The 22,552-nt window shown below is 71.7% G+C and carries 20 protein-coding genes; 19 read left to right on the forward strand and 1 reads right to left on the reverse strand.

Features of this window, described 5'->3' with window-relative positions:
• Positions 1-66 precede the first annotated feature (66 nt).
• The 19 genes from tsf (at position 67) to EYQ95_RS12675 (ending at position 21,962) form a co-directional block, all read left to right on the forward strand.
• On the forward strand, positions 67-936 hold the full coding sequence (gene tsf, locus EYQ95_RS12585) for a translation elongation factor Ts (protein WP_132327564.1): 870 nt from the start codon (positions 67-69) through the stop codon (positions 934-936).
• Positions 937-1,056: 120 nt separating this feature from the next.
• Entirely contained in the window at positions 1,057-1,782 is a 726-nt protein-coding gene (pyrH, locus tag EYQ95_RS12590) for a UMP kinase (protein WP_132327565.1), read from the forward strand.
• Positions 1,783-1,788: 6 nt separating this feature from the next.
• Complete coding sequence (locus tag EYQ95_RS12595) at positions 1,789-2,745, forward strand: cation diffusion facilitator family transporter (protein ID WP_132327566.1); 957 nt, start codon at positions 1,789-1,791, stop codon at positions 2,743-2,745.
• Between the two features lie 60 nt (positions 2,746-2,805).
• Positions 2,806-3,363 carry a ribosome recycling factor gene (gene frr / locus EYQ95_RS12600; protein WP_132327567.1) on the forward strand — a complete coding sequence of 186 codons (558 nt, stop codon included), beginning with the start codon at positions 2,806-2,808 and terminating at the stop codon, positions 3,361-3,363.
• Positions 3,364-3,468: 105 nt separating this feature from the next.
• A complete protein-coding gene (uppS, locus tag EYQ95_RS12605; RefSeq protein WP_132327662.1) occupies positions 3,469-4,197 on the forward strand; it encodes a polyprenyl diphosphate synthase in 729 nt (242 codons plus the stop codon).
• Positions 4,194-5,030 carry a phosphatidate cytidylyltransferase gene (locus EYQ95_RS12610; protein ID WP_132327568.1) on the forward strand — a complete coding sequence of 279 codons (837 nt, stop codon included), beginning with the start codon at positions 4,194-4,196 and terminating at the stop codon, positions 5,028-5,030. The genes uppS and EYQ95_RS12610 overlap by 4 nt, the downstream gene beginning before the upstream one ends.
• Positions 5,030-6,211, forward strand: coding sequence for a 1-deoxy-D-xylulose-5-phosphate reductoisomerase (gene dxr / locus EYQ95_RS12615; RefSeq protein ID WP_132327569.1), 1,182 nt, complete (start codon positions 5,030-5,032; stop codon positions 6,209-6,211). Before EYQ95_RS12610 ends, dxr begins: the two co-directional genes overlap by 1 nt.
• Before the next feature lie 113 nt (positions 6,212-6,324).
• Entirely contained in the window at positions 6,325-7,683 is a 1,359-nt protein-coding gene (rseP, locus tag EYQ95_RS12620) for an RIP metalloprotease RseP (RefSeq protein WP_132327570.1), read from the forward strand.
• 81 nt (positions 7,684-7,764) lie between these two features.
• Positions 7,765-10,230, forward strand: coding sequence for an outer membrane protein assembly factor BamA (bamA, locus tag EYQ95_RS12625; RefSeq protein WP_132327571.1), 2,466 nt, complete (start codon positions 7,765-7,767; stop codon positions 10,228-10,230).
• 7 nt (positions 10,231-10,237) lie between these two features.
• Positions 10,238-11,257: a UDP-3-O-(3-hydroxymyristoyl)glucosamine N-acyltransferase gene (gene lpxD, locus EYQ95_RS12630; protein WP_132327572.1), complete on the forward strand. Its 1,020-nt coding sequence runs from the start codon at positions 10,238-10,240 to the stop codon at positions 11,255-11,257.
• 88 nt (positions 11,258-11,345) lie between these two features.
• Entirely contained in the window at positions 11,346-11,813 is a 468-nt protein-coding gene (gene fabZ / locus EYQ95_RS12635; protein WP_132327573.1) for a 3-hydroxyacyl-ACP dehydratase FabZ, read from the forward strand.
• A 2-nt stretch (positions 11,814-11,815) separates the two neighbouring features.
• Entirely contained in the window at positions 11,816-12,598 is a 783-nt protein-coding gene (lpxA, locus tag EYQ95_RS12640; protein ID WP_165924718.1) for an acyl-ACP--UDP-N-acetylglucosamine O-acyltransferase, read from the forward strand.
• On the forward strand, positions 12,598-13,911 hold the full coding sequence (lpxB, locus tag EYQ95_RS12645) for a lipid-A-disaccharide synthase (RefSeq protein ID WP_132327575.1): 1,314 nt from the start codon (positions 12,598-12,600) through the stop codon (positions 13,909-13,911). The genes lpxA and lpxB overlap by 1 nt, the downstream gene beginning before the upstream one ends.
• Positions 13,904-14,596 carry a ribonuclease HII gene (locus EYQ95_RS12650; RefSeq protein WP_132327576.1) on the forward strand — a complete coding sequence of 231 codons (693 nt, stop codon included), beginning with the start codon at positions 13,904-13,906 and terminating at the stop codon, positions 14,594-14,596. Before lpxB ends, EYQ95_RS12650 begins: the two co-directional genes overlap by 8 nt.
• A gap of 45 nt (positions 14,597-14,641) precedes the next feature.
• Positions 14,642-18,166: a DNA polymerase III subunit alpha gene (gene dnaE / locus EYQ95_RS12655; RefSeq protein ID WP_132327577.1), complete on the forward strand. Its 3,525-nt coding sequence runs from the start codon at positions 14,642-14,644 to the stop codon at positions 18,164-18,166.
• 288 nt (positions 18,167-18,454) lie between these two features.
• Positions 18,455-19,414 carry an acetyl-CoA carboxylase carboxyltransferase subunit alpha gene (locus EYQ95_RS12660; RefSeq protein ID WP_132327578.1) on the forward strand — a complete coding sequence of 320 codons (960 nt, stop codon included), beginning with the start codon at positions 18,455-18,457 and terminating at the stop codon, positions 19,412-19,414.
• 28 nt (positions 19,415-19,442) lie between these two features.
• Entirely contained in the window at positions 19,443-20,798 is a 1,356-nt protein-coding gene (gene tilS / locus EYQ95_RS12665; RefSeq protein WP_132327579.1) for a tRNA lysidine(34) synthetase TilS, read from the forward strand.
• A 32-nt stretch (positions 20,799-20,830) separates the two neighbouring features.
• The gene (locus tag EYQ95_RS12670; RefSeq protein ID WP_132327580.1) at positions 20,831-21,094 is read left to right on the forward strand and encodes an exodeoxyribonuclease VII small subunit; all 264 of its coding nucleotides are present in this window, start codon (positions 20,831-20,833) and stop codon (positions 21,092-21,094) included.
• Entirely contained in the window at positions 21,087-21,962 is an 876-nt protein-coding gene (locus EYQ95_RS12675; protein ID WP_132327581.1) for a polyprenyl synthetase family protein, read from the forward strand. Before EYQ95_RS12670 ends, EYQ95_RS12675 begins: the two co-directional genes overlap by 8 nt.
• A 222-nt stretch (positions 21,963-22,184) precedes the next feature.
• Here the strand turns inward: EYQ95_RS12675 and EYQ95_RS12680 are convergent, their stop codons facing one another.
• Positions 22,185-22,532, reverse strand: a complete 348-nt coding sequence (locus EYQ95_RS12680) for a DUF4870 domain-containing protein (RefSeq protein ID WP_132327663.1) — start codon at positions 22,530-22,532, stop codon at positions 22,185-22,187.
• Between the last annotated feature and the right edge of the window lie 20 nt (positions 22,533-22,552).

Raw genomic sequence — 22,552 nt, forward strand, 5'->3', positions numbered from 1 at the left:
GCCTTCCGCGGCCCGCTGGCGGGCGCCGCGGCCCGAACCCCACACGAATCCCAGAGGCTACGCCCCATGGCAGAGATCACTGCTTCCCTGGTCAAGGAACTGCGCGAGCGCACCGGCGCCGGCATGATGGAGTGCAAGAAGGCACTCACCGAGAACAACGGCGACATCGAGGCGGCGGCCGACTGGCTGCGCAAGACGGGTCTTGCCAAGGCCGACAAGAAGGCCAGCCGCGTCGCCGCCGAGGGCCGCATCGTCGCCGCCCAGGCCGAAGGCACCGCGCTGCTGGTCGAAGTGAACTCGGAGACGGACTTCGTCGCCAAGGACGCCAACTTCCTCGGCTTCGTCGAGGCCGTCGGCCAGGCCGCCCTCTCGGCCCAGGACGTCGAGGGCCTGAAGGCCGCGAAGCTCCCCTCGGGCGAGACCGTCGAGGAAGCGCGCGCCGCCGTCATCGCCAAGGTCGGCGAGAACGTGCAGGTCCGCCGCATGGCCCGCATCGACAGCGCCAACACCCTCGCCGCCTACGTCCACGGCGGCCGCATCGGCGTGATCGTCGAGCTCAAGGGCGGCAACGCCGAGCTGGCCCGTGGCCTTGCGATGCACGTCGCGGCGATGAACCCGCCGTACATCTCGCCGGCGCACGTCCCGGCCGACTTCGTGGCGAAGGAGAAGGAGATCGCGCTGGCCCAGGTCAAGGACACCGGCAAGCCGCAGGAGATCCTCGAGAAGATGATCTCGGGCAAGGTCAACAAGACCATCAACGAGATGTGCCTCACCGGCCAGGCCTACGTGCTCGACACCAACCAGACCGTCGAGCAGGCGCTCAAGGCCGGTGGCGCGGAAGTGGTCAACTTCGTCCGCCTCGCCGTGGGCGAAGGCATCGAGAAGCAGGCCGACGACTTCGCCGCCGAGGTCATGAAGCAGGCCGGCCTGGCGTAATCGCCGCCGCCCGCGACACCGGAAAGGCCGCGCACCGCGCGGCCTTTTCTTTTGCGCGGACGCTGCCGGGCGGCGGTGCGTCGCCTACAATTCCCGCGCCCCCGAACGCCTGGAGTCCCCATGTCCGACCTCGCCTACCGCCGCATCCTGCTCAAGCTCTCCGGCGAGGCGCTGATGGGCGACGAGGACTACGGCATCGACCCCAAGATCATCAACCGCCTCGCGCGCGAGGTAATCGAGGCGCAGCAGACCGGGGCGGAGGTCGCCCTGGTGATCGGCGGCGGAAACATCTTCCGCGGCGCGGGCCTGGCCGCCACCGGCATGGACCGCGTGACCGGTGACCACATGGGCATGCTCGCCACGATCATCAACGCACTGGCCATGCAGGACGCGCTCGAGAAGCTGGGCGCCAAGTGCCGGGTGATGAGCGCGATCAAGATCAACCAGATCTGCGAGGACTACATCCGCCGCCGCGCCGTCCGGCACCTGGAGAAGGGCCGCGTGGTCATCTTCGCCGCGGGCACCGGCAACCCGTTCTTCACCACCGACTCCGGCGCCGCCCTGCGCGCGATCGAGATCGGCGCGGACCTGCTGCTCAAGGCCACCAAGGTCGACGGCGTGTACGACAAGGACCCGAAGAAGCACGCCGACGCGGTGCGCTTCGACAGCCTGACCTACGACGACGTGCTCTCGCGCGACCTGCAGGTGATGGACACCGCCGCCTTCGCACTCTGCCGCGACGCCGGCCTGCCGCTGCGCATCTTCGACATGGACCAGCCCGGCCAGCTGCTGAAGATCCTGCACGGCGAGCCCATCGGCACGCTGGTGCGCCCGCCCGAACGCTGAGCCGGCATGGGCCTGGGCCACCACCACCACGGACACAGCCACGGCCCCGGGCCGGGCCATGGTGCGCACCACCACGCCCACGACACCGGCGGCACAGCGCGCGTCTTCGCCATCGCCACGCTGGCGAACCTGGCCTACACCGCGCTGGAGGCTGGCTACGGCTTCGCCACCAACTCGCTGGCGCTGCTTTCGGATGCGCTGCACAACCTCGGCGACGTGCTCGGGCTGGCACTGGCCTGGGCCGCGGCCGTGCTCGCGCGCCGCACGCCGACCGCGCGCCACACCTATGGCTGGCGTCGCGCCACGTTGCTCTCGCCCCTGGCCAACGCGGTGCTGCTCGTGGGCTTTTCGGGCGCACTGGTCTGGGAGGCCATCGGCCGCCTGACGGCGCCGCCGCCGATTCCCGCCCTGCCGGTCATGGTCGTCGCCGCGATCGGCATCGGCGTGAACCTCGGTGCCGCCTGGCTGATGCATGCCGGCCAGGAGCACGACCTGAACCGCCGCGCCGCGTTCCTGCACCTCATGGCCGACGCCGGCGTCTCGCTGGCCGCCGTGCTGGCCGGCGCCGGCATGGCACTGCTGGGCTGGAACTGGCTGGACCCGGCGATGGCCGTGCTGGTCAGCCTGGTCGTGGTGGCGAGCGCCGCCGGCCTCCTGCGCGAGAGCTTCGACGCCGCCATGGATGCCGTGCCCCCGGCCATCGACCCGGGGGCCGTGCGGGCCTACCTCGCTGGCGAAACCGGCGTCGCCGCCGTGCACCACCTGCACATCTGGCGCATCGGTGCCGGCGAGGTCGCGATGACCGCCCACCTGGTCCGACCGGATGATGGCGACCACGACGCCTTCCTCGACCGCGTCACCGGCGAGCTCGACCGCCGCTTCGGCATCAACCACCCCACGCTGCAGGTCGAGCACGGCGACCGCTGCGAGCACGACCGCGACGACCGCGCGCCCCATCACTGAGCCTGCGCCCACGGCCGACCGCTATAATCCGCCGCCTCTCGAATCGGACCGGAGCCGGCGATGCTCAACGACATCAAGAACGACACGAAGACGCGCATGGCCAAGAGCGTCGAGGCGTTCCGCCAGGACCTCGTCAAGGTGCGCACCGGCCGCGCGACGACCGCCCTGGTCGACCACATCAAGGTCAACTACTACGGTTCGGACGTGCCGCTCTCGCAGGTGGCCAGCGTCGCCGTGAGCGATGCGCGCTCGCTCACCATCACCCCGTGGGAGAAGCCGATGGTGGGCGCGGTCGAGAAGGCGATCCTCGCTTCCGACCTGGGCCTGACGCCCAACACCGCGGGCATGGTGATCCGCCTCAACCTGCCTCCGCTCACCGAGGAGCGCCGCCGCGACCTGGCCAAGGTCGTCCACTCCGGCGGCGAGGACGCGAAGGTCGCCATCCGCAACATCCGCCGCGACGCCAACCACCAGGTGAAGGAACTCCTCAAGGACAAGAAGATCACCGAGGACGAGGCCACGCGCGCCGAGGCCGACATCCAGAAGCTCACGGACGAGGCGATCAAGAACGTCGACGAGGTCGTGAAGGCGAAGGAACAGGAGCTGATGGCGGTCTGAGCGGGCCGCGAAACGTGATCTGTGATTGGTGATTTGCAAGGGGCAGGCCCCTGCACGCGCGAGAACCCCGTTTTGACGAATCACGAATCACGAACCGCCGACCGGATCCCCCGCCACCTCGCCGTCATCATGGACGGCAACGGCCGCTGGGCGCAGGGACGCCGGCGCCCGCGCATCATCGGCCATCGCGCCGGGGCGCGGGCCGTCAACCTCTGCATCGACTTCTGCCTGGACAAGGGCGTCGAGGCGCTCACGCTTTTCGCCTTCTCCAGCGAGAACTGGGACCGGCCCGCCGACGAGGTGGGCGGCCTGATGAAGCTCTTCACCGGTGCGCTCGAGCGTGAGGTCGACGAACTCGACCGCCGCGGCGTGCAGGTGCGTTTCATCGGCGACCGCAGCCGCTTCACCGACGCCATCCGCAACCGGATGGCGCACGCGGAGACGCGTACCCGCGGAAACCGGCGCCTGGTGCTCACGATCGCCGCGAGCTACGGCGGCCGCTGGGACATCGCGCAGGCCGCCCGCAGCCTGGCCGAGGACGTGGCCGCCGGCCGCCTGGACCCGGCCGCGATCGACGAGGCGGCCCTGGCCTCGCGCGTCGCGCTGGCCGACCTGCCCGCGCCCGACCTCTTCATCCGCACGGGCGGCGAGCTGCGCATCAGCAACTTCCTGCTGTGGCAGCTGGCCTACACGGAGCTCTGGTTCACGGATTTGTTGTGGCCCGACGTCGATGCGGCGACACTTCAGGCCGCGCTGGACGACTTCGCGCGCCGCGAACGCCGTTTCGGCCTCACGAGCGCCCAGGTCGGCGGCACCGACGAGATGCCTGAATGACCCGTACCCGCATTGCCGCCGCCCTGGTGATGGCACCCGTCGCGATCGCGGCGATCCTGCTGCTGCCCACGCCCTGGATGATGATCGCCGCGGCGGTCGTATTCCTCGGTGGCCTGTGGGAGTGGTTCGACCTCGCCGAGGTCGAAGACAGCCTCGCGCGCGGCGTGCTGCTGCTGGCCAACCTGGCGCTGATGGTCGCGATCGTATGGGCTTCGCGCTCCCCCGAGGGCGGCACGCTGGTGCTGTACCAGGTGGCGTCGATGGTCGGCATCGTCTGGTGGCTGCTGGCGCTGCTGTGGCTTGGCCGCTTCGACTTCGGCAGCAACCACGAGAGCTGGGCCCGCGCGCTGAAGCTCGCCGCCGGCACGCTCGCCGTCGTGCCCGCCTGGTGCGCGTTGACGTGGCTGCACGCCGACGGCCCGAACGGGCATCGCTGGCTGCTGGCGGCGCTGGCCGCCGTGTGGGCCGCTGACACCGGCGCCTACTTTGCCGGGCGCCACCTCGGCCGTCACAAGCTCGCACCGCGGGTGAGCCCGAACAAGACGATCGAGGGGCTCGTCGGTGGCGTGGTCGCGGGCACGATCGCATCGGTCGCCTTCGCGGCCTTCGCCGGTGCGCGGGGCGACGAGCTGTACCGGGTGGCCCTGGTCGCTTCCATCGCGATCCTGTTCTCCGTGGTGGGCGATCTCTACGAGAGCCTGCTCAAGCGCCACGTGGGCAAGAAGGACTCGGGCCGGCTGATCCCCGGCCACGGCGGCGTGCTCGATCGCATCGACGCCGTGCTCGCCGCGCTGCCCGCCTTCGCGCTGGGCAAGGCGCTGCTGGAGCTGTGATGCGTCGCGTCGCCGTGCTCGGGGCCACGGGGTCGATCGGCGCGTCCGCGCTGGACGTGATCGCTCGCCACCCCGGCCGCCTGCACGCGAGCGTGCTCGTGGCCGGGCGCAACGTCGAGGCGCTCGCCGACCTCTGCGCCCGTTTCCGCCCCGAACACGCGGCCATCGCGAACCCGGCCTGCTTCGGCGCGCTGCGCGACGCGCTCCGTGCGCGCGGGCTCGCCACCCAGGCGCATGCCGGCGACGACGCCATCGACGCGCTGGCTGCCGGCGACGCCTGCGACACGGTGGTGGCGGCGATCGTGGGCGCGGCGGGCCTTTCGTCGACGCTGGCCGCGGTGCGTGCGGGCAAGCGCATCGCGCTGGCCAACAAGGAATCGCTGGTGATGGCGGGCGAGCTGGTCATGGCCGCCGCGCGCGCATCCGATGCCTGCATCGTGCCGGTCGACAGCGAGCACAATGCGATCTTCCAGTGCCTGCCCGCGCAGGGCGACCGCGGCGCGCGCGACGTCAGTGGCCTGCGCCGCCTCGTGCTCACCGCGTCGGGTGGCCCGTTCCGCGGGCGCACGCGCGAGTCGCTGCGCGAGGTCACGCCCGAGCAGGCCATCGCCCATCCGCGCTGGTCGATGGGGCCGAAGATCTCGGTCGATTCGGCGAGCCTGATGAACAAGGGCCTGGAGGTCATCGAGGCGCACCACCTCTTCGGCGTCGCGGCGGACCGCATCGACGTGCTGGTCCATCCCCAGAGCCTGGTGCATTCGCTGGTGGAGTTCGTCGACGGCTCCACGCTCGCGCAGCTCGGCCTGCCGGACATGCGCACCGCGCTCGCGGTCGGCCTGGGCTGGCCCGACCGGATCGAGTCCGGCGTGGGCGGCCTCGACCTCGTCGCACAGGGCGGACGGCTGGACTTCGAGCCGCCGGACCTCGAGGCCTTCCCATGCCTGCGCCTGGCCTTCGCCGCCCTGCGCGCGGGTGGCGACGCACCGGCCGTGCTCAACGCCGCCAACGAAGCGGCGGTGGAAGCCTTCCTTGCGCGGCGGGTCGGGTTCCTCGACATCGCCTCCCTGGTCGAATCCGCCCTTGCCGCCCGCGGCGGCGAAGCAGGGGATCTCGACGCACTGCGGCGGGCCGATGCGCGGGCGCGCGAGCACGTGGCAGATGCCATCGCGCGAGCGGCCTGAGCGGCAGCCGCGATGAACCCACGCCCGCCTGCCCTGCCCCAGCCGCCGGGGAACCTGCGAAGCTTCCGGCGGTCTAGCCCATGCGCCGGCATCGCCGGCCTGCGGAGGCCTGCTTGAACGAGTTCGTCGGATCGGTGTGGTGGCTCATCGTCAGCCTCGGCGTGCTCGTCACCTTCCACGAGTTCGGCCACTACTGGGTCGCGCGGCGCTTCGGCGTGCGCGTACTGCGCTTCTCGGTCGGCTTCGGTCGCCCGCTGTGGACGCGTCGCGGCCGCGGCGGCACCGAGTACGTGATCGCCGCGATCCCCCTCGGCGGCTACGTGAAGATGCTCGACGAGCGCGAGGGCGAGGTCCCCGCCGCGCAGCTGCACGAGGCCTTCAACCGCAAGCCGGTGTGGCAGCGGATGGCGGTCGTGGTCGCCGGCCCGGTCGCCAATCTGCTGCTGTGCGTGGCGCTGCTGTGGGGCATGTTCGTGATCGGCCGGCCGGACTACCTGGCCGAGGTCGGCACCGCCGACGGGCTGGCCCGCGCCGCGGGCCTGCGCAGCGGTGACGTCATCCTCGCCGTCGACGGGCGGACGACGCCCACCTGGACCGAGGCGGAGCTGGCGCTGATGCCCGCCGCGCTCGACCGCCGCGACGTCGACCTGCGCGTGCGCACCCCCGAGGGCCGCGAGGTCGGGCACCGGCTGGCCCTGTCCCGCCTGCCGGCCGAGATCGACGAGCTGCGCGCCGTGGAAGCGGCGGGCCTGGCACCGCGGCACCGCGTGTCGCCGGCGCAGGTGCTGGCCACCTCGCCCGGGATGCCGGCCGCCGGCGTACTCCTGCCCGGGGACGTGATCACGGCGGTGGACGGCGAGCCCGTGCAGGCCGGCGACGAGGTCGACCCCCTGGTGCAGCGCCTGGGCCGCCGCGGAGGCTCCGCCATGGTCGAGGTCGACCGTGGCGGCGTGCGGATGGCGCTGGAGATGACACCGCGCCTCACGGAGGTCGACGGCCGGTCGCGCTGGCTGCTGGGCGTCTCGCTGGGCCAGGCCGCGCCCCCCCAACCCAATGCCCTGCTCCGCTACGGGCCGGTCGCCGCCGTGCCCGCCGCCCTGCGCGAGACGGCACACCAGACACGGGAACTGCTCGCGATGATCGGCCGCGCCTTCACCGGCCGCGTCGACGTGCGCAATACCGTGGCAGGCCCGATCACGATCGCGCGCGCCGCCAACCACTACGCCTCGCGCGGGCCGGCCTGGTACCTGTCGATCCTCGCCATGCTCTCGCTGAGCCTGGGCATCCTGAACCTGCTTCCCATCCCGATACTGGATGGGGGTCACCTGCTGTATTACCTTATCGAGCTGGTCAAGGGCCGTCCGTTGAGCGAACGCGCCATGGCCGCGGGACAGTTCGTCGGGCTGGCGCTGATCGCCGGGCTGATGGGCCTGGCCTTCTACAACGACATCGTGAACAACCTGCTGCGCTGACATGCCGGCTTTCCCTCCGCCGATGCTCCCGCGCCGCACCCTGCCGCCCACGGCGGTTTCCCGCTCCCACCGGACGTGATGATGACGCGACCCCTGCCCCGCCGCCTGCTCGCCCTCGCCCTCGCCTCGGCGATCGCCGCGGCCCCGGTGACCTCCGCCTTCGCGCAGGCGTTCTCGCCCTTCACGGCGAGCGACATCCGCGTCGACGGGCTGCAGCGCATCTCCGCCGGCACCGTATTCACCTACCTGCCGATCGAGCGCGGCGACCAGGTCGACTCCGCCAGCGCGGGCGAGGCGATCCGCGCGCTCTACAAGACGGGCTTCTTCGAGGACATCCGCCTCGACCGCCAGGGCGACATCCTGGTCGTGACCGTCGTCGAGCGCCCGGCTATCAACAAGCTGACGATCACCGGCAACAAGGACATCAAGACCGAGGACCTGACCAAGGGCCTGGCCGACATCGGCCTGTCCGAGGGCGGCACCTTCGACCGCCTGGCCCTGGACCGCGTCACCCAGGAACTCACCCGCCAGTACAACAACCGCGGCAAGTACAACGTCGAGATCACGCCGACCATCGCGCGACTGGACCGCAACCGGGTCGACCTCACGATCACCATCAAGGAAGGCAAGGCGGCCAAGATCCGCCACATCAACCTGGTCGGCAACGAGAAGTTCGGGGAAGAGGACATCCGGGACAACTGGGAATCGCGCGAGAGCAACTGGCTTTCCTGGTACCGCCGCGACGACCAGTACTCGCGCGAGAAGCTCTCGGGCGACCTCGAGAAGCTCAACGCGTTCTACCTCGACCGCGGCTACATCGACTTCTCGGTCGACAGCACCCAGGTGGCGATCAGCCCCGACCGCCGCGACATGTTCATCACCGCCGGCCTCACCGAGGGCGACCAGTACACGGTCTCGGGCGTGGAGATCACCGGCGACACGGTGCTGCCGAAGGAGGAGATCCAGAAGCGCGTGCTCGTCGCCGAAGGCCAGACCTTCTCGCGCCGCCTGCTGGAGCTGACCTCGGATTCGATCACCGCGGCGCTGGGCAACATCGGCTACGCCTTCGCGCAGGTCAACACGGTTCCGGACATCGACCGCGAGAAGAAGACGGTCGGCATCAACCTGCAGGTGGTGCCGGGCCCGCGCGTTAACGTGCGCCGCATCGTCTTCAAGGGCAACACGCGCACCTCCGACGAGGTGCTGCGCCGCGAGATGCGCCAGTTCGAGGGCAGCTGGTACTCGCAGGCCGCGCTCGACCGTTCGAAGATCCGCCTGCAGGGCCTGGGCTTCTTCGAGAGCGTGGATGTGGAGAGCAAGCCCGTCGCGGGCTCGCCCGACCAGGTCGACATCGAGGTCGCGGTCAAGGAAACCACGTCCGGCAGCTTCGTCTTCGGCCTGGGCTATTCGCAGCTCACCGGCCTCACGACGCAGATCCAGCTGTCGCAGAGCAACTTCCTGGGCAGCGGCAACCGCGTTTCGGTGCAGGCCAACCGCAACTCCTACCTGCAGCGCTACGACTTCTCGTTCCTCAATCCCTACTTCACCGACAGCGGCGTGTCGCTGGGCTACAACCTGTGGTGGCGCGAGTTCGACAACTCGGACTTCAACACCGCGCAGTACTCGTCGACCAGCGGCGCCGGGCAGGTGGTGATGGGCGTCCCGATCACCGAGACCGATACCGTCAACTTCATGATGGGCGTGGACAGCAACGAGATCTTCGCGATCTCGGGCTCGACGCCGGCCCCGCTCGTGGACTACATCGACGCCGTCGGCCGGCGCACGTTCCATACCTGGCGCGCGCAGGTGGGCTGGTCGCGCAACTCGCTCGACAGCTTCCTGACGCCCACGACCGGCATGCTGCAGCGCTTCGGCGCGGAAGTGGCGCTGCCCGGCTCGACGGCCGAGTACTTCAAGCTCACCTACGAGATCTCCAAGTTCTGGCGCCTGAGCCGCCACCTCGTGCTCAACACGCGCGCCGACCTGGGCTACGGCGACAGTTACGGCGACGACTTCGTCCGCAACATCTGCTTCACGCCGGGCACCGTCAGCGATTCCAACAACGACGGCATCGCCGACACCTTCACGCCCGGCCCGGATCCGAGCGAGCCCTGCCTGGAAACGTCCCCGGACTACCGCCGCACCATCACCGCAGGCGGCCTGCCGTTCTTCGAGAACTTCTACGCCGGCGGCGTGCGCTCGGTGCGTGGCTTCGCCGACAACACGCTGGGCCCGCGCGCGGCCGCGACCGGCTCGTCGTATCTGCAGCCCATCGGTGGTGCACTGAAGACGACCGGTTCGGTCGAGCTGATCTTCCCGACCCTGCTGGACAGCCCGGCCGCACGCGTCTCCGCCTTCCTGGACGTGGGCAACGTCTTCGCCGACACCGACAGCTTCGATGCCGGCGAGCTGCGCGCCTCGACGGGCGTGGCGTTGATGTGGCGATCGCCGATGGGCCCGATCTCGATCAGCTACGCCTTCCCGCTGCGCAAGGACGACAGCGACGAGCTCGAGCGGCTGCAGTTCACCTTCGGCGGCGTGTTCTGATCCTGCGATGAGCGACGACGCTCGCCCGCGATTCACGGCCGGCGAGCTGGCCGCCCGCTTCGGGCTGGAACTGCGCGGCGACGCGGCGCGCGTCGTCGCCGGCGTCGGCACGCTCGGCCGTGCCCGCGGCGACGAGCTGTCGTTCCTGGCCAATTCGAAGTACCGGAACCAGCTCGCCGAGTCGGGCGCGGGCGTCGTCGTGCTGCGCGCGGACGATGCCGAGGCCGCGCCGATGGCCGTGCTGGTGGCGCGCGATCCCTACGTGGCCTATGCACGCATCGCGGCGCTGTTCGAGCCGCGCCCGCTGCGCGCCCCCGGAATCCACCCGAGTGTGGTGGTGGACCCGTCGGCGCAGGTCGCGCCCGACGCCCACATCGGCCCGCACGTGTCGATCGGCGCGCGGAGCAGCGTGGGCGCGGGTGCGGTCGTCGGCCCCGGCTGCGTGATCGGCGATGACTGCGTGGTGGGCGACGGCAGCGAGCTGGTCGCGCGCGTGACGCTGGTAACGCGCGTACGGCTGGGCCGGCGCGTGCTGGTGCACCCCGGTGCGGTGCTGGGCGCGGACGGTTTCGGCATCGCCATGGACGCCGGCCACTGGCTCAAGGTGCCGCAGCTCGGCGGCGTGGTCGTGGGAGACGACTGCGAGATCGGCGCCAATACCACCATCGACCGCGGCGCCATCGAGGACACCGTGCTCGAGGAGGATGTGCGCCTGGACAACCAGATCCAGATCGCCCACAACGTGCGGATCGGCGCGCACACCGCCATGGCCGGCTGCGTGGCGGTGGCCGGCAGCACGCGCATCGGGCGCTACTGCCTGATCGGGGGCGCGGCCGGCATCGTGGGCCACATCGAGATCTGCGACCGCGTGGTGATCACCGCCATGAGCCTGGTGACCCATTCGATCCGCGAGCCGGGCGAATACTCGTCCGGCACGCCCCTGATGGACAACCGCAGCTGGCGCCGCAGCGCCGCGCGCTTCCGCCAGCTGGACGCGCTGTTCCGCGGCCGGGCGCCCGGGTCCTGAGCCGGCGGGCCGCGGGCCCCGCGCGCGCCGTATCATTCACGGTTTCGACATGCCGCCCGCGCATGCGGGCAGCGGAAGGATCCTGCCGATGAGCCACGCCCCCTCGCTTCCCCTCGACGTCCGCGGCATCGAGTCGCTGCTGCCGCACCGCTATCCGTTCCTCCTGGTGGACCGGGTGGTGGAGTTCGAGCCGCGCAAGCGCGTACTCGCGTACAAGAACGTGAGCTGCAACGAACCCTTCTTCACCGGGCACTTCCCGGGCAATCCGGTGATGCCCGGCGTGCTGGTGGTGGAGGCGCTGGCGCAGGCCGGTGGCCTGCTCACCCAGCTGACCGCGCAGGCCGAAGGGGTGTCCAAGACCGGCGAGAAGCTGTTCTACCTCGTGAAGGTGGACAACGCGAAGTTCATGAAGATGGTGGTGCCCGGCGACCGCCTGGAGCTGGAGGTCGAGCTCAAGCGCCACATCCGTAACATGGCGATGTACTCGGGCATCGCGCGCGTGGACGGCGAGCAGGTCGCCTGCGCCGACATCGTCTGCGCCGAGGCGCAGGCTTGAGCATGGCCGCCGTCGTGCATCCGAGCGCGGTCGTGGAGCCCGGCGCGCGGCTGGGCGACGGCGTGTCCGTCGGGCCGTTCTGCCACGTCGGGAGCGAGGTCGAGATCGGCGACGGCACCAGCCTCGGCCCGCACTGCAGCGTCGCCGGTCCGACGCGCATCGGCCGCGGCAACCGCTTCGTGGGGCATTGCGCGATCGGCGGCGAACCGCAGGACAAGAAGTTCCAGGGCGAGCGGGTCGAGCTGGTCATCGGCGACGGCAACACGTTCCGCGAGTTCGTCACCGTGAACCGCGGCACCGCGGGCGGCGGCGGCGTGACGCGCATCGGCGACCGCAACTGGATGCTCGCCTACGTGCACGTGGCGCACGACTGCATCGTCGGCAACGACTGCGTGTTCTCCAACAACGCCACGCTCGCCGGCCACGTGACGGTGGGCGACCACGTCATCCTCAGCGGCTTCGCGGGCGTGCACCAGTTCTGCCGCATCGGCTCGCACGCGTTCGTGGGCATGGGGGCGTTCGTCAACGGCGACGTTCCGCCGTTCGTGATGGTGGCGCAGCAGGACTACGGCAAGCCGCGCGGCATCAATGCCGAGGGCCTGAAGCGGCGCGGGTTCGGGCCGGAGCGCATCGCGGCGATCAAACGCGCCTACCGTGCGCTGTACGTGGCCGGCGGCTCGCTGGACGAGGCGCGCGCGAAGCTCGCGGACATCGCCGGCGACAGCGAGGACGTGCGGCTGCTGCTCGAGTTCGTGAACTCGGGCGAGCGGCCGCTGCTGCGGTAATGACCCGGGAACCGGGAACCGGGAATCGGGAGTCCGCGGGTGGCGCACGCGTTGGCCCGGTGGACGCCGCCGCCGCGGCGGGTTCGACGCGTGGCAACGCAGCGCCGCGCGAAGCGGCCGATTCCGGGGCACCGGTTCGCGATTCCCGCCCCCGCCGCATCGCCATCGTGGCCGGCGAGGCCTCGGGCGACCTGCTGGGCGCCGGCCTGATCGACGCCCTGCGCGAGCGCTTTCCCGGCGCCGAGTTCGCCGGCATCGGCGGCGACCGCATGCGCGCAGCGGGGCTGGACGCCTGGTGGGACGCCGGCGAGCTCGCGGTCATGGGCCTGGCCGAGGTGCTTCGCCACCTGCCGCGGCTGCTGCGCCTGCGCGCGGCGCTGCGACGGCGGCTGCTCGCCTGGCGGCCCGACGTCTACGTCGGCATCGATGCCCCGGACTTCAACCTGCCGGTCGAGCGCTGGCTGAAGGACCGCGGCATCGCCACCGTCCACTACGTCAGCCCGTCGGTCTGGGCCTGGCGCGAGGGCCGCGCGGCCAAGATCGGGCGTTCGGCCGATCGCGTGCTCTGCCTGTTCCCGATGGAACCGGCGATCTACGCCCGGCATGGGGTGGACGCGCGCTTCGTGGGGCATCCGCTGGCCGACGAGATGCCTCTGGAGCCCGATCGCGCGGCCGCGCGCGCGGACCTGGGCCTGCCCGTCGACGCGCCCGTGCTGGCGCTGCTGCCCGGCTCGCGTACGGGCGAGATCGAGCGCCTCGGCCCGGATTTCCTGGCCGCCGCGGAACGGGTGGCGGCCGCCGTTCCCGGGCTGCGCGTGGTCGCGCCCATGGCCGACCGCCGCGCGCGCGACGCCTTCGAGCGGGTGCTGGCCGCCTCACCGGCGCGCGAGGCGCTGGCCGGCGTGCTGGACGTGATCGACGGCCGCGCGCGGCGGCTGATGATCGCGAGCGACGTGGTGCTGCTCGCCTCGGGCACCGCCACGCTGGAAGGCATGCTGGCCAAGCGTCCGATGGTGGTGGCCTACAAGGTGGCCGCGTCCACCTACCGGCTCGTGAAAGGCCTGGGCATGCTGAAGGTCAGCCGCTACGCGCTGCCCAACATCCTGGCGGGCGACGACCTCGTGCCCGAGCTGATGCAGGGCGACTGCACGCCGCAGAAGCTCGCCGACGCCGTGCTTCACTGGCTGCGCGACCCGCAGGCCGCGGCCGCGCTCGCGCCGCGGTTCATGAACCTGCACCGCGAACTTCGCCGCGATGCCTCCGCGCGCGCGGCCGAGGCCGTGGCCGAGGTCGTATCCTCGCGGCATGGCTGACGCCGCCGCGCAACTCGCTCTGGACATCGCCGCACCGCCCGCGCCGCGGCGCATCGCCGGCGTGGACGAGGCCGGCCGCGGGCCCCTGGCCGGGCCGGTGGTGGTGGCCGCGGTGGTGCTCCCTCCGGGGCGCACGCCGATCAACGGGCTGGCCGACTCCAAGCAGCTCGACGCCGCGCGCCGGCGGGTGCTCGCGCCGCGCATCCGCGAGCGCGCGCTGGCTTGGCACGTCGCGGTCGTCGAGGTCGACGTCATCGACCGGCTCAACATCTTCCACGCCACCATGCAGGGCATGCGCGAATGCGTGGAGGCCGTGCGCGACGCGGCCGACCTGGCGCGCATCGACGGCAACGTCGTGCCCAAGGGCCTGTGCCGCCCCGGCGAGGCCTGGGTAGGCGGCGACGCGCGCTGCCGGGCCATCATGGCGGCGTCGATCCTGGCCAAGACCCATCGCGACGCCCTGATGCTGGAACTGCACGCGCGCTGGCCGCAGTACGGCTTCGACCAGCACAAGGGCTACTCGACCCCGCAGCACCTGGCTGCGCTCGCCCAGCACGGCCCCTGCCCGGCCCACCGCCGCAGCTTCGCGCCCGTGCGCCAGGCGGGGCAGCCCACCGCCGCGGGCTTGCTCGATTCCATCGTCGCCGCGGCCGCGTCAAGTCCTGACCCTGAGACGGTCGGCTGATAGGCTGCGGGGCCGCCGGGCCGCCAGCCGGGCCGTTCCGTCCGCATGACCTCCCGCTTCGTCCACCTCCACCTGCACAGCGAGTACTCGCTCGCCGACTCGACGATCCGCATCGGCGAGCTGGTCAAGCGCTGCGCCTCGCTCGGCCAGCCTGCGGTCGCGCTGACCGACATCAACAACCTCTTCGCCGCGGTGAAGTTCTACAAGGCGGCCGAGGGCGCGGGCATCAAGCCGATCCTGGGCGCGGACGTGGCGCTGGCCGACGGCAACGAGGCGGCCACGCGCCTGACGCTGCTCTGCCGCGACCGCGAGGGCTACCTCACGCTGTCGCGGCTGCTCACGCGCATGTGGATGGAGGGCCATCGCACCGACGGCGTGGCCATGCGCCCGGACTGGCTGCGCGAGGACAACGGCGGGCTGTTCGCACTGGCCGGGCGCGAGTCGCTGGCCGCGCAGCTGGCCGGCGGCGGCCGCCACGACCTGGCCGAGGCCTGGCTGGTCGACTGGAAGGAGGTGCTGGGCGAGCGCCTGCACCTGGAACTGACGCGCACCGGCCGCAAGGGCGAGGGGGGCTTCAACTCGTTCGCGCTCTACGCCTCGTCGCTGCGCGACATCCCGGTGGTCGCCACCAACGACGTGCGCTTCCTGGACGAGTCCGGCTTCGAGGCCCACGACGCGCGCGTCTGCATCGCGACCGGCCGCGTCCTGGACGACCCCAAGCGCCCGCGCGACTACGCGCCGCAGCAGTACCTGCGCTCCTGCGAAGAGATGGAGGCGCTGTTCGCCGACGTGCCGGACGCCATCGACAACGCGCACGCGCTGGCGCTGCGCTGCAACGTGGAGATGAAGCTGGGCACCTACGCCCTGCCCGCGTTCCCGGTCCCGGCCGAGCACACGATCGAATCCTGGCTTCGCAACACCGCGCGCGAAGGCCTGGCCGCGCGGCTGGAGAAGGCGCCGCCATCGGGCGGGCGCACGCAGGAGCAGTACGCCGAGCGCCTGGAGCGCGAGCTCGACGTCATCATCAAGATGGGCTTCCCGGGCTACTTCCTGATCGTTGCGGACTTCATCAACTGGGGCAAGCAGAACGGCATTCCCGTCGGCCCCGGCCGCGGCTCGGGCGCCGGCTCGCTGGTGGCCTGGGCGCTGGGCATCACCGACCTCGATCCCCTGCCCTACGACCTGCTGTTCGAGCGCTTCCTCAACCCCGAACGCGTGTCGATGCCCGACTTCGACATCGACTTCTGCATGGACCGCCGCGACGAGGTGATCGACTACGTCGCGCGCAAGTACGGCCGCGACCGCGTCAGCCAGATCATCACCTACGGCACGATGTCGGCCAAGGCCGTGCTGCGCGACTGCGGGCGCGTCCTCGGCCATGGCTACGGCTTCGTGGACGGCATCTCCAAGCTGGTGCCGCTGATCCCGGCCGACCCGCTCTCGCTCGACGACGTGCTGGGCCGCAGCGAGCGCGCGAAGAAGGACCCCGAACGCGCGATCGGCGAGTTCATCACCCGCTACAACGCCGAGGACGACGTGCGCGACCTCGTGGACCTCGCGCTGCAGCTCGAGGACCTCACGCGCAACGCCGGCAAGCACGCCGGTGGCGTGGTGATCGCGCCTTCGCCGCTCTCGGACTTCTGCCCGCTGTTCGCCGAACACGACGGCCAGGGCCGCGGGCGCAACCCGGTCACGCAGTTCGACAAGGACGACGTCGAGGCCGTGGGCCTGGTGAAGTTCGACTTCCTCGGCCTGCGCACGCTCACGATCATCGACTGGGCGGTGAAGGCGATCAACGCGCGGCGCGCGAAGGAAGGCACGGCGCCGCTCGACATCTCGACCCTGCCGCTCGACGACGCGAAGGCCTACGAGGTGTTCGCGCGCGGCGACACGGTGGCGGTGTTCCAGTTCGAATCCCGCGGCATGCGCGAGCTGCTCAAGCGCGCGCAGCCCGACCGCTTCGAGGACCTGATCGCGCTGGTCTCGCTCTACCGCCCGGGCCCGATGGACCTGATCCCGGACTTCATCGAGCGCAAGCACGGTCGGCAGGAGGTGCAGTACCCGCATCCGCTCCTCGAGCCGGTGCTCGCCCCGACCTACGGCGTCGTGGTCTACCAGGAGCAGGTCATGCAGACCGCGCAGATCCTGGCCGGCTACTCGCTGGGCGGCGCGGATCTTCTGCGCCGCGCCATGGGCAAGAAGAAGCCCGAGGAGATGGCCAAGGAACGGGTGAAGTTCGAGGCCGGCGCGAAGGAGCACCACGGCATCGAGCCCGCGGTATCCGGCCCGATCTTCGACCTGCTGGAGAAGTTCGCCGGCTACGGCTTCAACAAGTCGCACGCCGCCGCCTACGCGCTCGTCTCCTACCAGACGGCCTGGCTCAAGGCGCACTACCCGGCGGAGTTCATGGCCGCGGTGCTGTCCTCGGACATGGACAACACCGACAAGGTGACCGGCTTCCTCGACGAGGCGCGCGCCATCGGCCTCACCGTGCTGCCGCCGGACGTCAACGAATCGGCCTACATGTTCGAGGCCCGCACGCCCGACACCATCCGCTACGGCCTGGGAGCGGTGAAGGGTGTCGGCCGCGGCGTCTGCGAATCGATCTGCGAGGCCCGCCGCGCCGGGCCGTTCAAGGACCTGCTCGACCTCGGCCAGCGCGTGGACGACGGCAAGCTCAACCGGCGTGCGCTGGAAGCACTGGCGCAGGCCGGCGCGCTGGACGCCCTGGGGAAGAACCGGGCGAGCCTGTTCCTGCAGATCCCCGAGGTGCTGCGCGCCACCGACCAGATGTCGAAGGAGCTCGCGGCAGGCCAGGCCTCGCTGTTCGGCGGTTTCGACACCGCCGCGCCGGCGCTTCGCATCGACCTGCCCGAATGCGACGAATGGCCGCTGGGCAAGCTGCTCGAGCACGAGCGCGACACGCTGGGCCACTACCTCAGCGGCCATCCCTTCGACCCCTTCCGCGACGACGTGCACGGCCTCATCGGCTTCCACCTGGGCGACCTCGAGCGCATCTGGGCCGGGCGGCCCGACAGCGGTCGCGGCGGCTGGCGGCCCGAGATGGAAACGACGGTGGCCGGCCTCGTCGTGGGCCTGCGCAAGAAGGGGGATTCGCAGGTCTTCGTGCAGATCGAGGACGGCCGCGGGCGCCTGGAATGCGCCTTCTTCGCCGAAACCTATGCCGAGCACGCCTCGCTCATCGGCCGCGACCGGCTGCTCATCGTTCAGGGCGGCCTGCGCGAGGACGCCTTCTCCGGCGGCTTCGCGCTCAAGGCCGCGCGCTGCTGGGAGTACGCGCAGCTGTGCAGCCGCCATACGCAGCGCCTGATGCTGCGGCTGGACCTGCGCGAGCCCGGCACGCTCGCGCGCGTCGAGGCGGTCCTGGCCGCGCACCGCCCCGGGCCGACGCCGCTGCGCCTGCACGTGAGCGTGGACGGTGCGGCGGGCATGGTGGACCTGGACGGCGCCAACGGCGTGCGCGTGGACGCCGGGCTCGTGGCCACGCTGCGCGCCACGCCCGGCGTACGTGCGGTGAAGCTCGCGTTCGCCAAGCCCTGGGCGCATTGAGGGCGCGGCCCGTTCGGTGGCTGGCGCGTCGTGGGCCACCGACGAACCCGGATTGGCGCGAATCCAGGCCTCGACCCCGGATTCGCTCCCGGCCGCGCCACGCCGGGTCGCGTCGCGCTACCGGAACGCGAGGCATCGCGTCCTCCGTCTCGTGCTGCTCCGGATCCGTGCCCATCCGTGTTCATCCGCGGCCGATCCATCCCCTCACGGGGCCGACCATACGCCGGCGACGGGCGGGATCCGCGCTTCAGCGGCTACACTGCCCGCCTTTCACCCGCGCGGCCGTGCATGAATCCGAACTACCTCGATTTCGAGCAGCCCATCGCCGATCTTGAAGCCAAGATCGCCGAACTTCGCAAGGCGAGCGACGGCAGCGCGCTTGGCGCGGACGCCGAGATCCGCGCCCTGCAGGACAAGGTGCGCAAGCGCACCGCGCAGATCTTCCGCGACCTTTCGCCCTGGCAGGTGAGCCAGCTCGCGCGGCACCCGCAACGGCCCTACACGCTCGACTACGTGGCGGCCATGTGCGAGGAGTTCCATGAGCTCGCCGGGGACCGCGCCTATGCGGACGACCCGGCCATCGTCGGCGGCCTGGGCCGCATCAATGGCCGAAGCGTCATGATCATCGGCCACCAGAAGGGCCGCGACACCAAGAGCAAGATCCGCCGCAACTTCGGCATGCCGCGCCCGGAGGGCTACCGCAAGGCGCTGCGCCTGATGAAGATGGCCGAGCGCTTCGGCCTGCCGCTGCTGACCTTCATCGACACGCCGGGCGCCTACCCCGGCGTCGGTGCCGAGGAGCGCGGCCAGTCCGAGGCGATCGCGCGCAACCTCATGGAGATGGCCGAGCTGAAGATTCCGGTGGTCTGCACGGTGATCGGCGAGGGCGGCTCCGGCGGCGCGCTCGCGATCGGCGTCGGCGACCGCACGGTCATGCTCGAGTACAGCACCTACTCGGTGATTTCGCCCGAGGGCTGCGCCTCCATCCTGTGGAAGTCGGCCGACAAGGCCAAGGACGCCGCCGAACAGCTCGGCCTTACCGCGCGGCGGCTGCATTCGCTGGGGCTGGTCGACAAGGTCGTGCGCGAACCCACGGGCGGCGCCCATCGCAACCCGCGCCAGATGGCGCTGCGGCTGCGCACGGTGCTGCTCAACGAACTCGATGCGCTCGACGGGCTGCCGCCGGGCGAACTGGTCGAGCGCCGCTATCGCCGGCTGCGCGGCTACGGGGCCTACGAGGCGGCCTGAGCCCGGCCTCGCATGGCAGCATCGCCGCATGACGATGCCGCCACCCTTCGATCCCGCGCCCGGTGCGCCGGTATGCGTCGCGCTCAGCGGTGGCATGGACTCGCTGGCGCTCCTGCATGCCCTGGCGGCGGACGTGGCCGTGCGCGCGCGTGGCCTGCGCGCGCTGCACGTCGACCATGGCATGCAGCCCGACGCGCGCGCTTGGGCAGGCCGCTGCGAAGCCGCCTGCGCGCGGCTGGGGCTGCGCTGCGACGTCGTCGCCGTGCACGTGGACCCCGCCGGCCTCGGCCGCGAGGGTGCGGCGCGCGAGGCTCGCCATGCCGCCTTCGCCGACGCGCTGCGTCCCGGCGAGTGGCTCGCGGTCGCGCATCACCTGGACGACCAGGCCGAAACCTTCCTGCTCCGCGCGTTGCGGGCATCGGGCGTGGACGGGCTGGGCGCGATGTCGCCGCTGCGCCCCTTCGCCGCCGGCTGGATGTGGCGGCCCTGGCTGGGGCAGCCGCGCGAGCGCATCGCCGCCTACGCACGCGCACTGGGCCTGGACTGGGTCGACGATCCCTCCAACGACGACCCGTCGCTGGACCGCGTATTCCTGCGGCGCCACGTGCTTCCCCTGCTGCGCGAGCGCTGGCCGCACGCGGCGTCGGCACTGGCCGCGTCCGCGGCGCATGCCCGCGACGCGGCCGCGTTGCTGGCGTCGGAGGATGCACGCGCCCTCGCCACCTGCGCGGGCGGATGGCCGGACGAGCTGCGCATCGCGCCCCTGCTCGAGCTCCCCGCCGCACGCAGGAGCCGCGTGCTGCGTGCCTGGGTCGCCTCGCTGGGCCTGCCGCCGCTTCCCGCGCGCGGCCTGGCGGCGGCCGAGCGCGACCTTCTGCAGGCGCGGCCGGATGCCTCGCCCCGATTCGACTGGAGCGGCGCGACGCTGCGCGCCTGGGGCGGGCTGCTGCATGCCGCGACCGCCGGACCGCCGCCGGCCGCTTTCGACGTGGCCTGGGACGGCACCCGGGTGCTCGCGCTGCCCGACGGTGGCCGGCTCGCCCTCGAACCGGCAGGCATGCAGGGCGCGGGGATCGAAGGCAGCGACGCGGCGCCCGCCGCGGCATCCGTTCCGCGTGCCTGGCGCGTGCGCTCGCGCCGGGGCGGCGAGCGCATCCGGCTGCCGGGTCGCGGGCATCACCATGCACTCAAGCACCTGCTGCAGGAGGCGCGCATCCCGCCGTGGCGGCGCGAACGCCTGCCGCTGCTGGTCGACGGCGACGAGGTGCTGGCCGCGGGCGACGTCGTGGTCGGCGCGAGGCTCGCCGGCTGGCTGCGCGAGCACGGCCTTGCGCTGCGCTGGACGCCGCCCGCGCCGCGGCCGGGCCCGCATCGCTCCGGTTGACCCTCCGCCGCGCAGCCGGCCACACTGGCGGCATGCCACGCAAAGACCCGCCGCAGCCCTCGCCCGTCGCCGATTTCGAGCAGTCGCTGGACGCGCTCGAGCAACTGGTCGAACGCATGGAACAGGGCGACCTGTCGCTCGAGGAATCGCTCGCGGCCTATGAGCGTGGCGTGGGCCTCTACCGCCGGTGCCAGACCGCGCTCGAGGAGGCCGAGATGCGCGTGCGGCTGCTGACCGACCCGCAGGACCCCGCCGGCGCGCAGCCCTACCCGGACATGCCCGGCGCCGATGCCTGAGGCCCGCCTCGCCGGCTGGCGCACGCGGATCGACGCGGCGCTGGCGCAGGCGCTCGATTCCGCCGACGTGCCCGCACCGCTGGACGCCGCGATGCGCCATGCGGTGCTGCTGGGCGGCAAGCGCATGCGCCCGCTGCTCACCCTCGCCACGGCCTCGATGTTCGCCGACGAGCAGCCGGCCGTTCCTGCCGCGGTGGCGGTCGAGCTGGTGCATGCCTACTCGCTGGTGCACGACGACCTTCCGGCGATGGACGACGATGCGCTGCGCCGGGGCCAGCCGACCGTGCACGTCGCCTTCGACGAGGCCACGGCGGTGCTCGCCGGCGACGCCCTGCAGGCGCTGGCCTTCGACGTGCTGGCCGCCGCCGATCTCGCGCCCGAGCGGATCGTCGCCCTCGTCGCCACGCTCGCGCGTGCCGCAGGCGGCGCGGGCATGTGCGGCGGCCAGGCGCTGGACCTGGCGGCCACCGGGCGCAGCGCCGCCACCTCGCTGGCCGGCCTGGAGCGCCTACACGCCCTCAAGACCGGGGCGCTGATCCGCGCCTGCGTGCGCATGGGCGCGCTTTCCGTCGGTGCTGACGGTTCCGCCCTGGACGCGCTCGACCGCTACGCCACCGCTCTCGGCCTCGCTTTTCAGGTGCGCGACGACCTGCTCGACGTGGAGGGCGACAGCGCCCAGCTCGGCAAGACCGCGGGCAAGGATGCGGCGCAGGACAAGGCCACGTTCCCGGCGCTTCTCGGCCTCGACGCGTCGCGCGAGCGGCTGGCCGCCCTGCGCGTGGACATGGACGCCGCGCTCGAACGCTTCGGCTCCCGCGCCGACGCCCTGCGCGAGCTCGCGCGCCTGGCCGTCGAACGCACGGCGTAACGCCGCACGATTGGTGCAGCGCTGCATGGCCCCCGATCGGCCCAGCGCACCCGGCCCGGGGTTTCGACGCGAGCCGTTCCCGGGTGCGCCTGGCTTGCCCGCGCCACGGTGCATGCGGCGCCACGGCGTCGCGCGTCCATTCGGCAATGCATCGCCACCGGCGTCCCATACGACGAAGCCCGGGCTTCCCCGGGCTCCGCGGTCGCCTCGTGCAGGCGCGGCTTACTTGATCAGGCGCAGGGTGAAGGGATAGCGGTAGGCCACGCCCTCGTTCGCCTTGATGCCCGCGATGATCGTCAGCACCAGCCAGGCGATGCCGATGATGATCCACGCCGGAATGGCGATGATCAGGCCGATGCCCAGCGTCACGACCGAAAGCGCCGCGAGCGCGAGGAAGACGATGCCCACGGTGATGTTGAAGTTGAGTGCTTCCTTGCCCTGGTCGTCGACGAAGGGCATGGTGTCCTTCTTCACCATCCAGATCACCAGCGGGCCGATGAAGCAGCCCAGGCTGGCAGCCCAGCCGGCCGTGAGCAGGCCGCCCGCGAGCGCGGACAGATGCGCGAACATCGCCCACTGCCGCTCCTCGG

The sequence above is a fragment of the Lysobacter sp. N42 genome, from assembly GCF_004344885.1.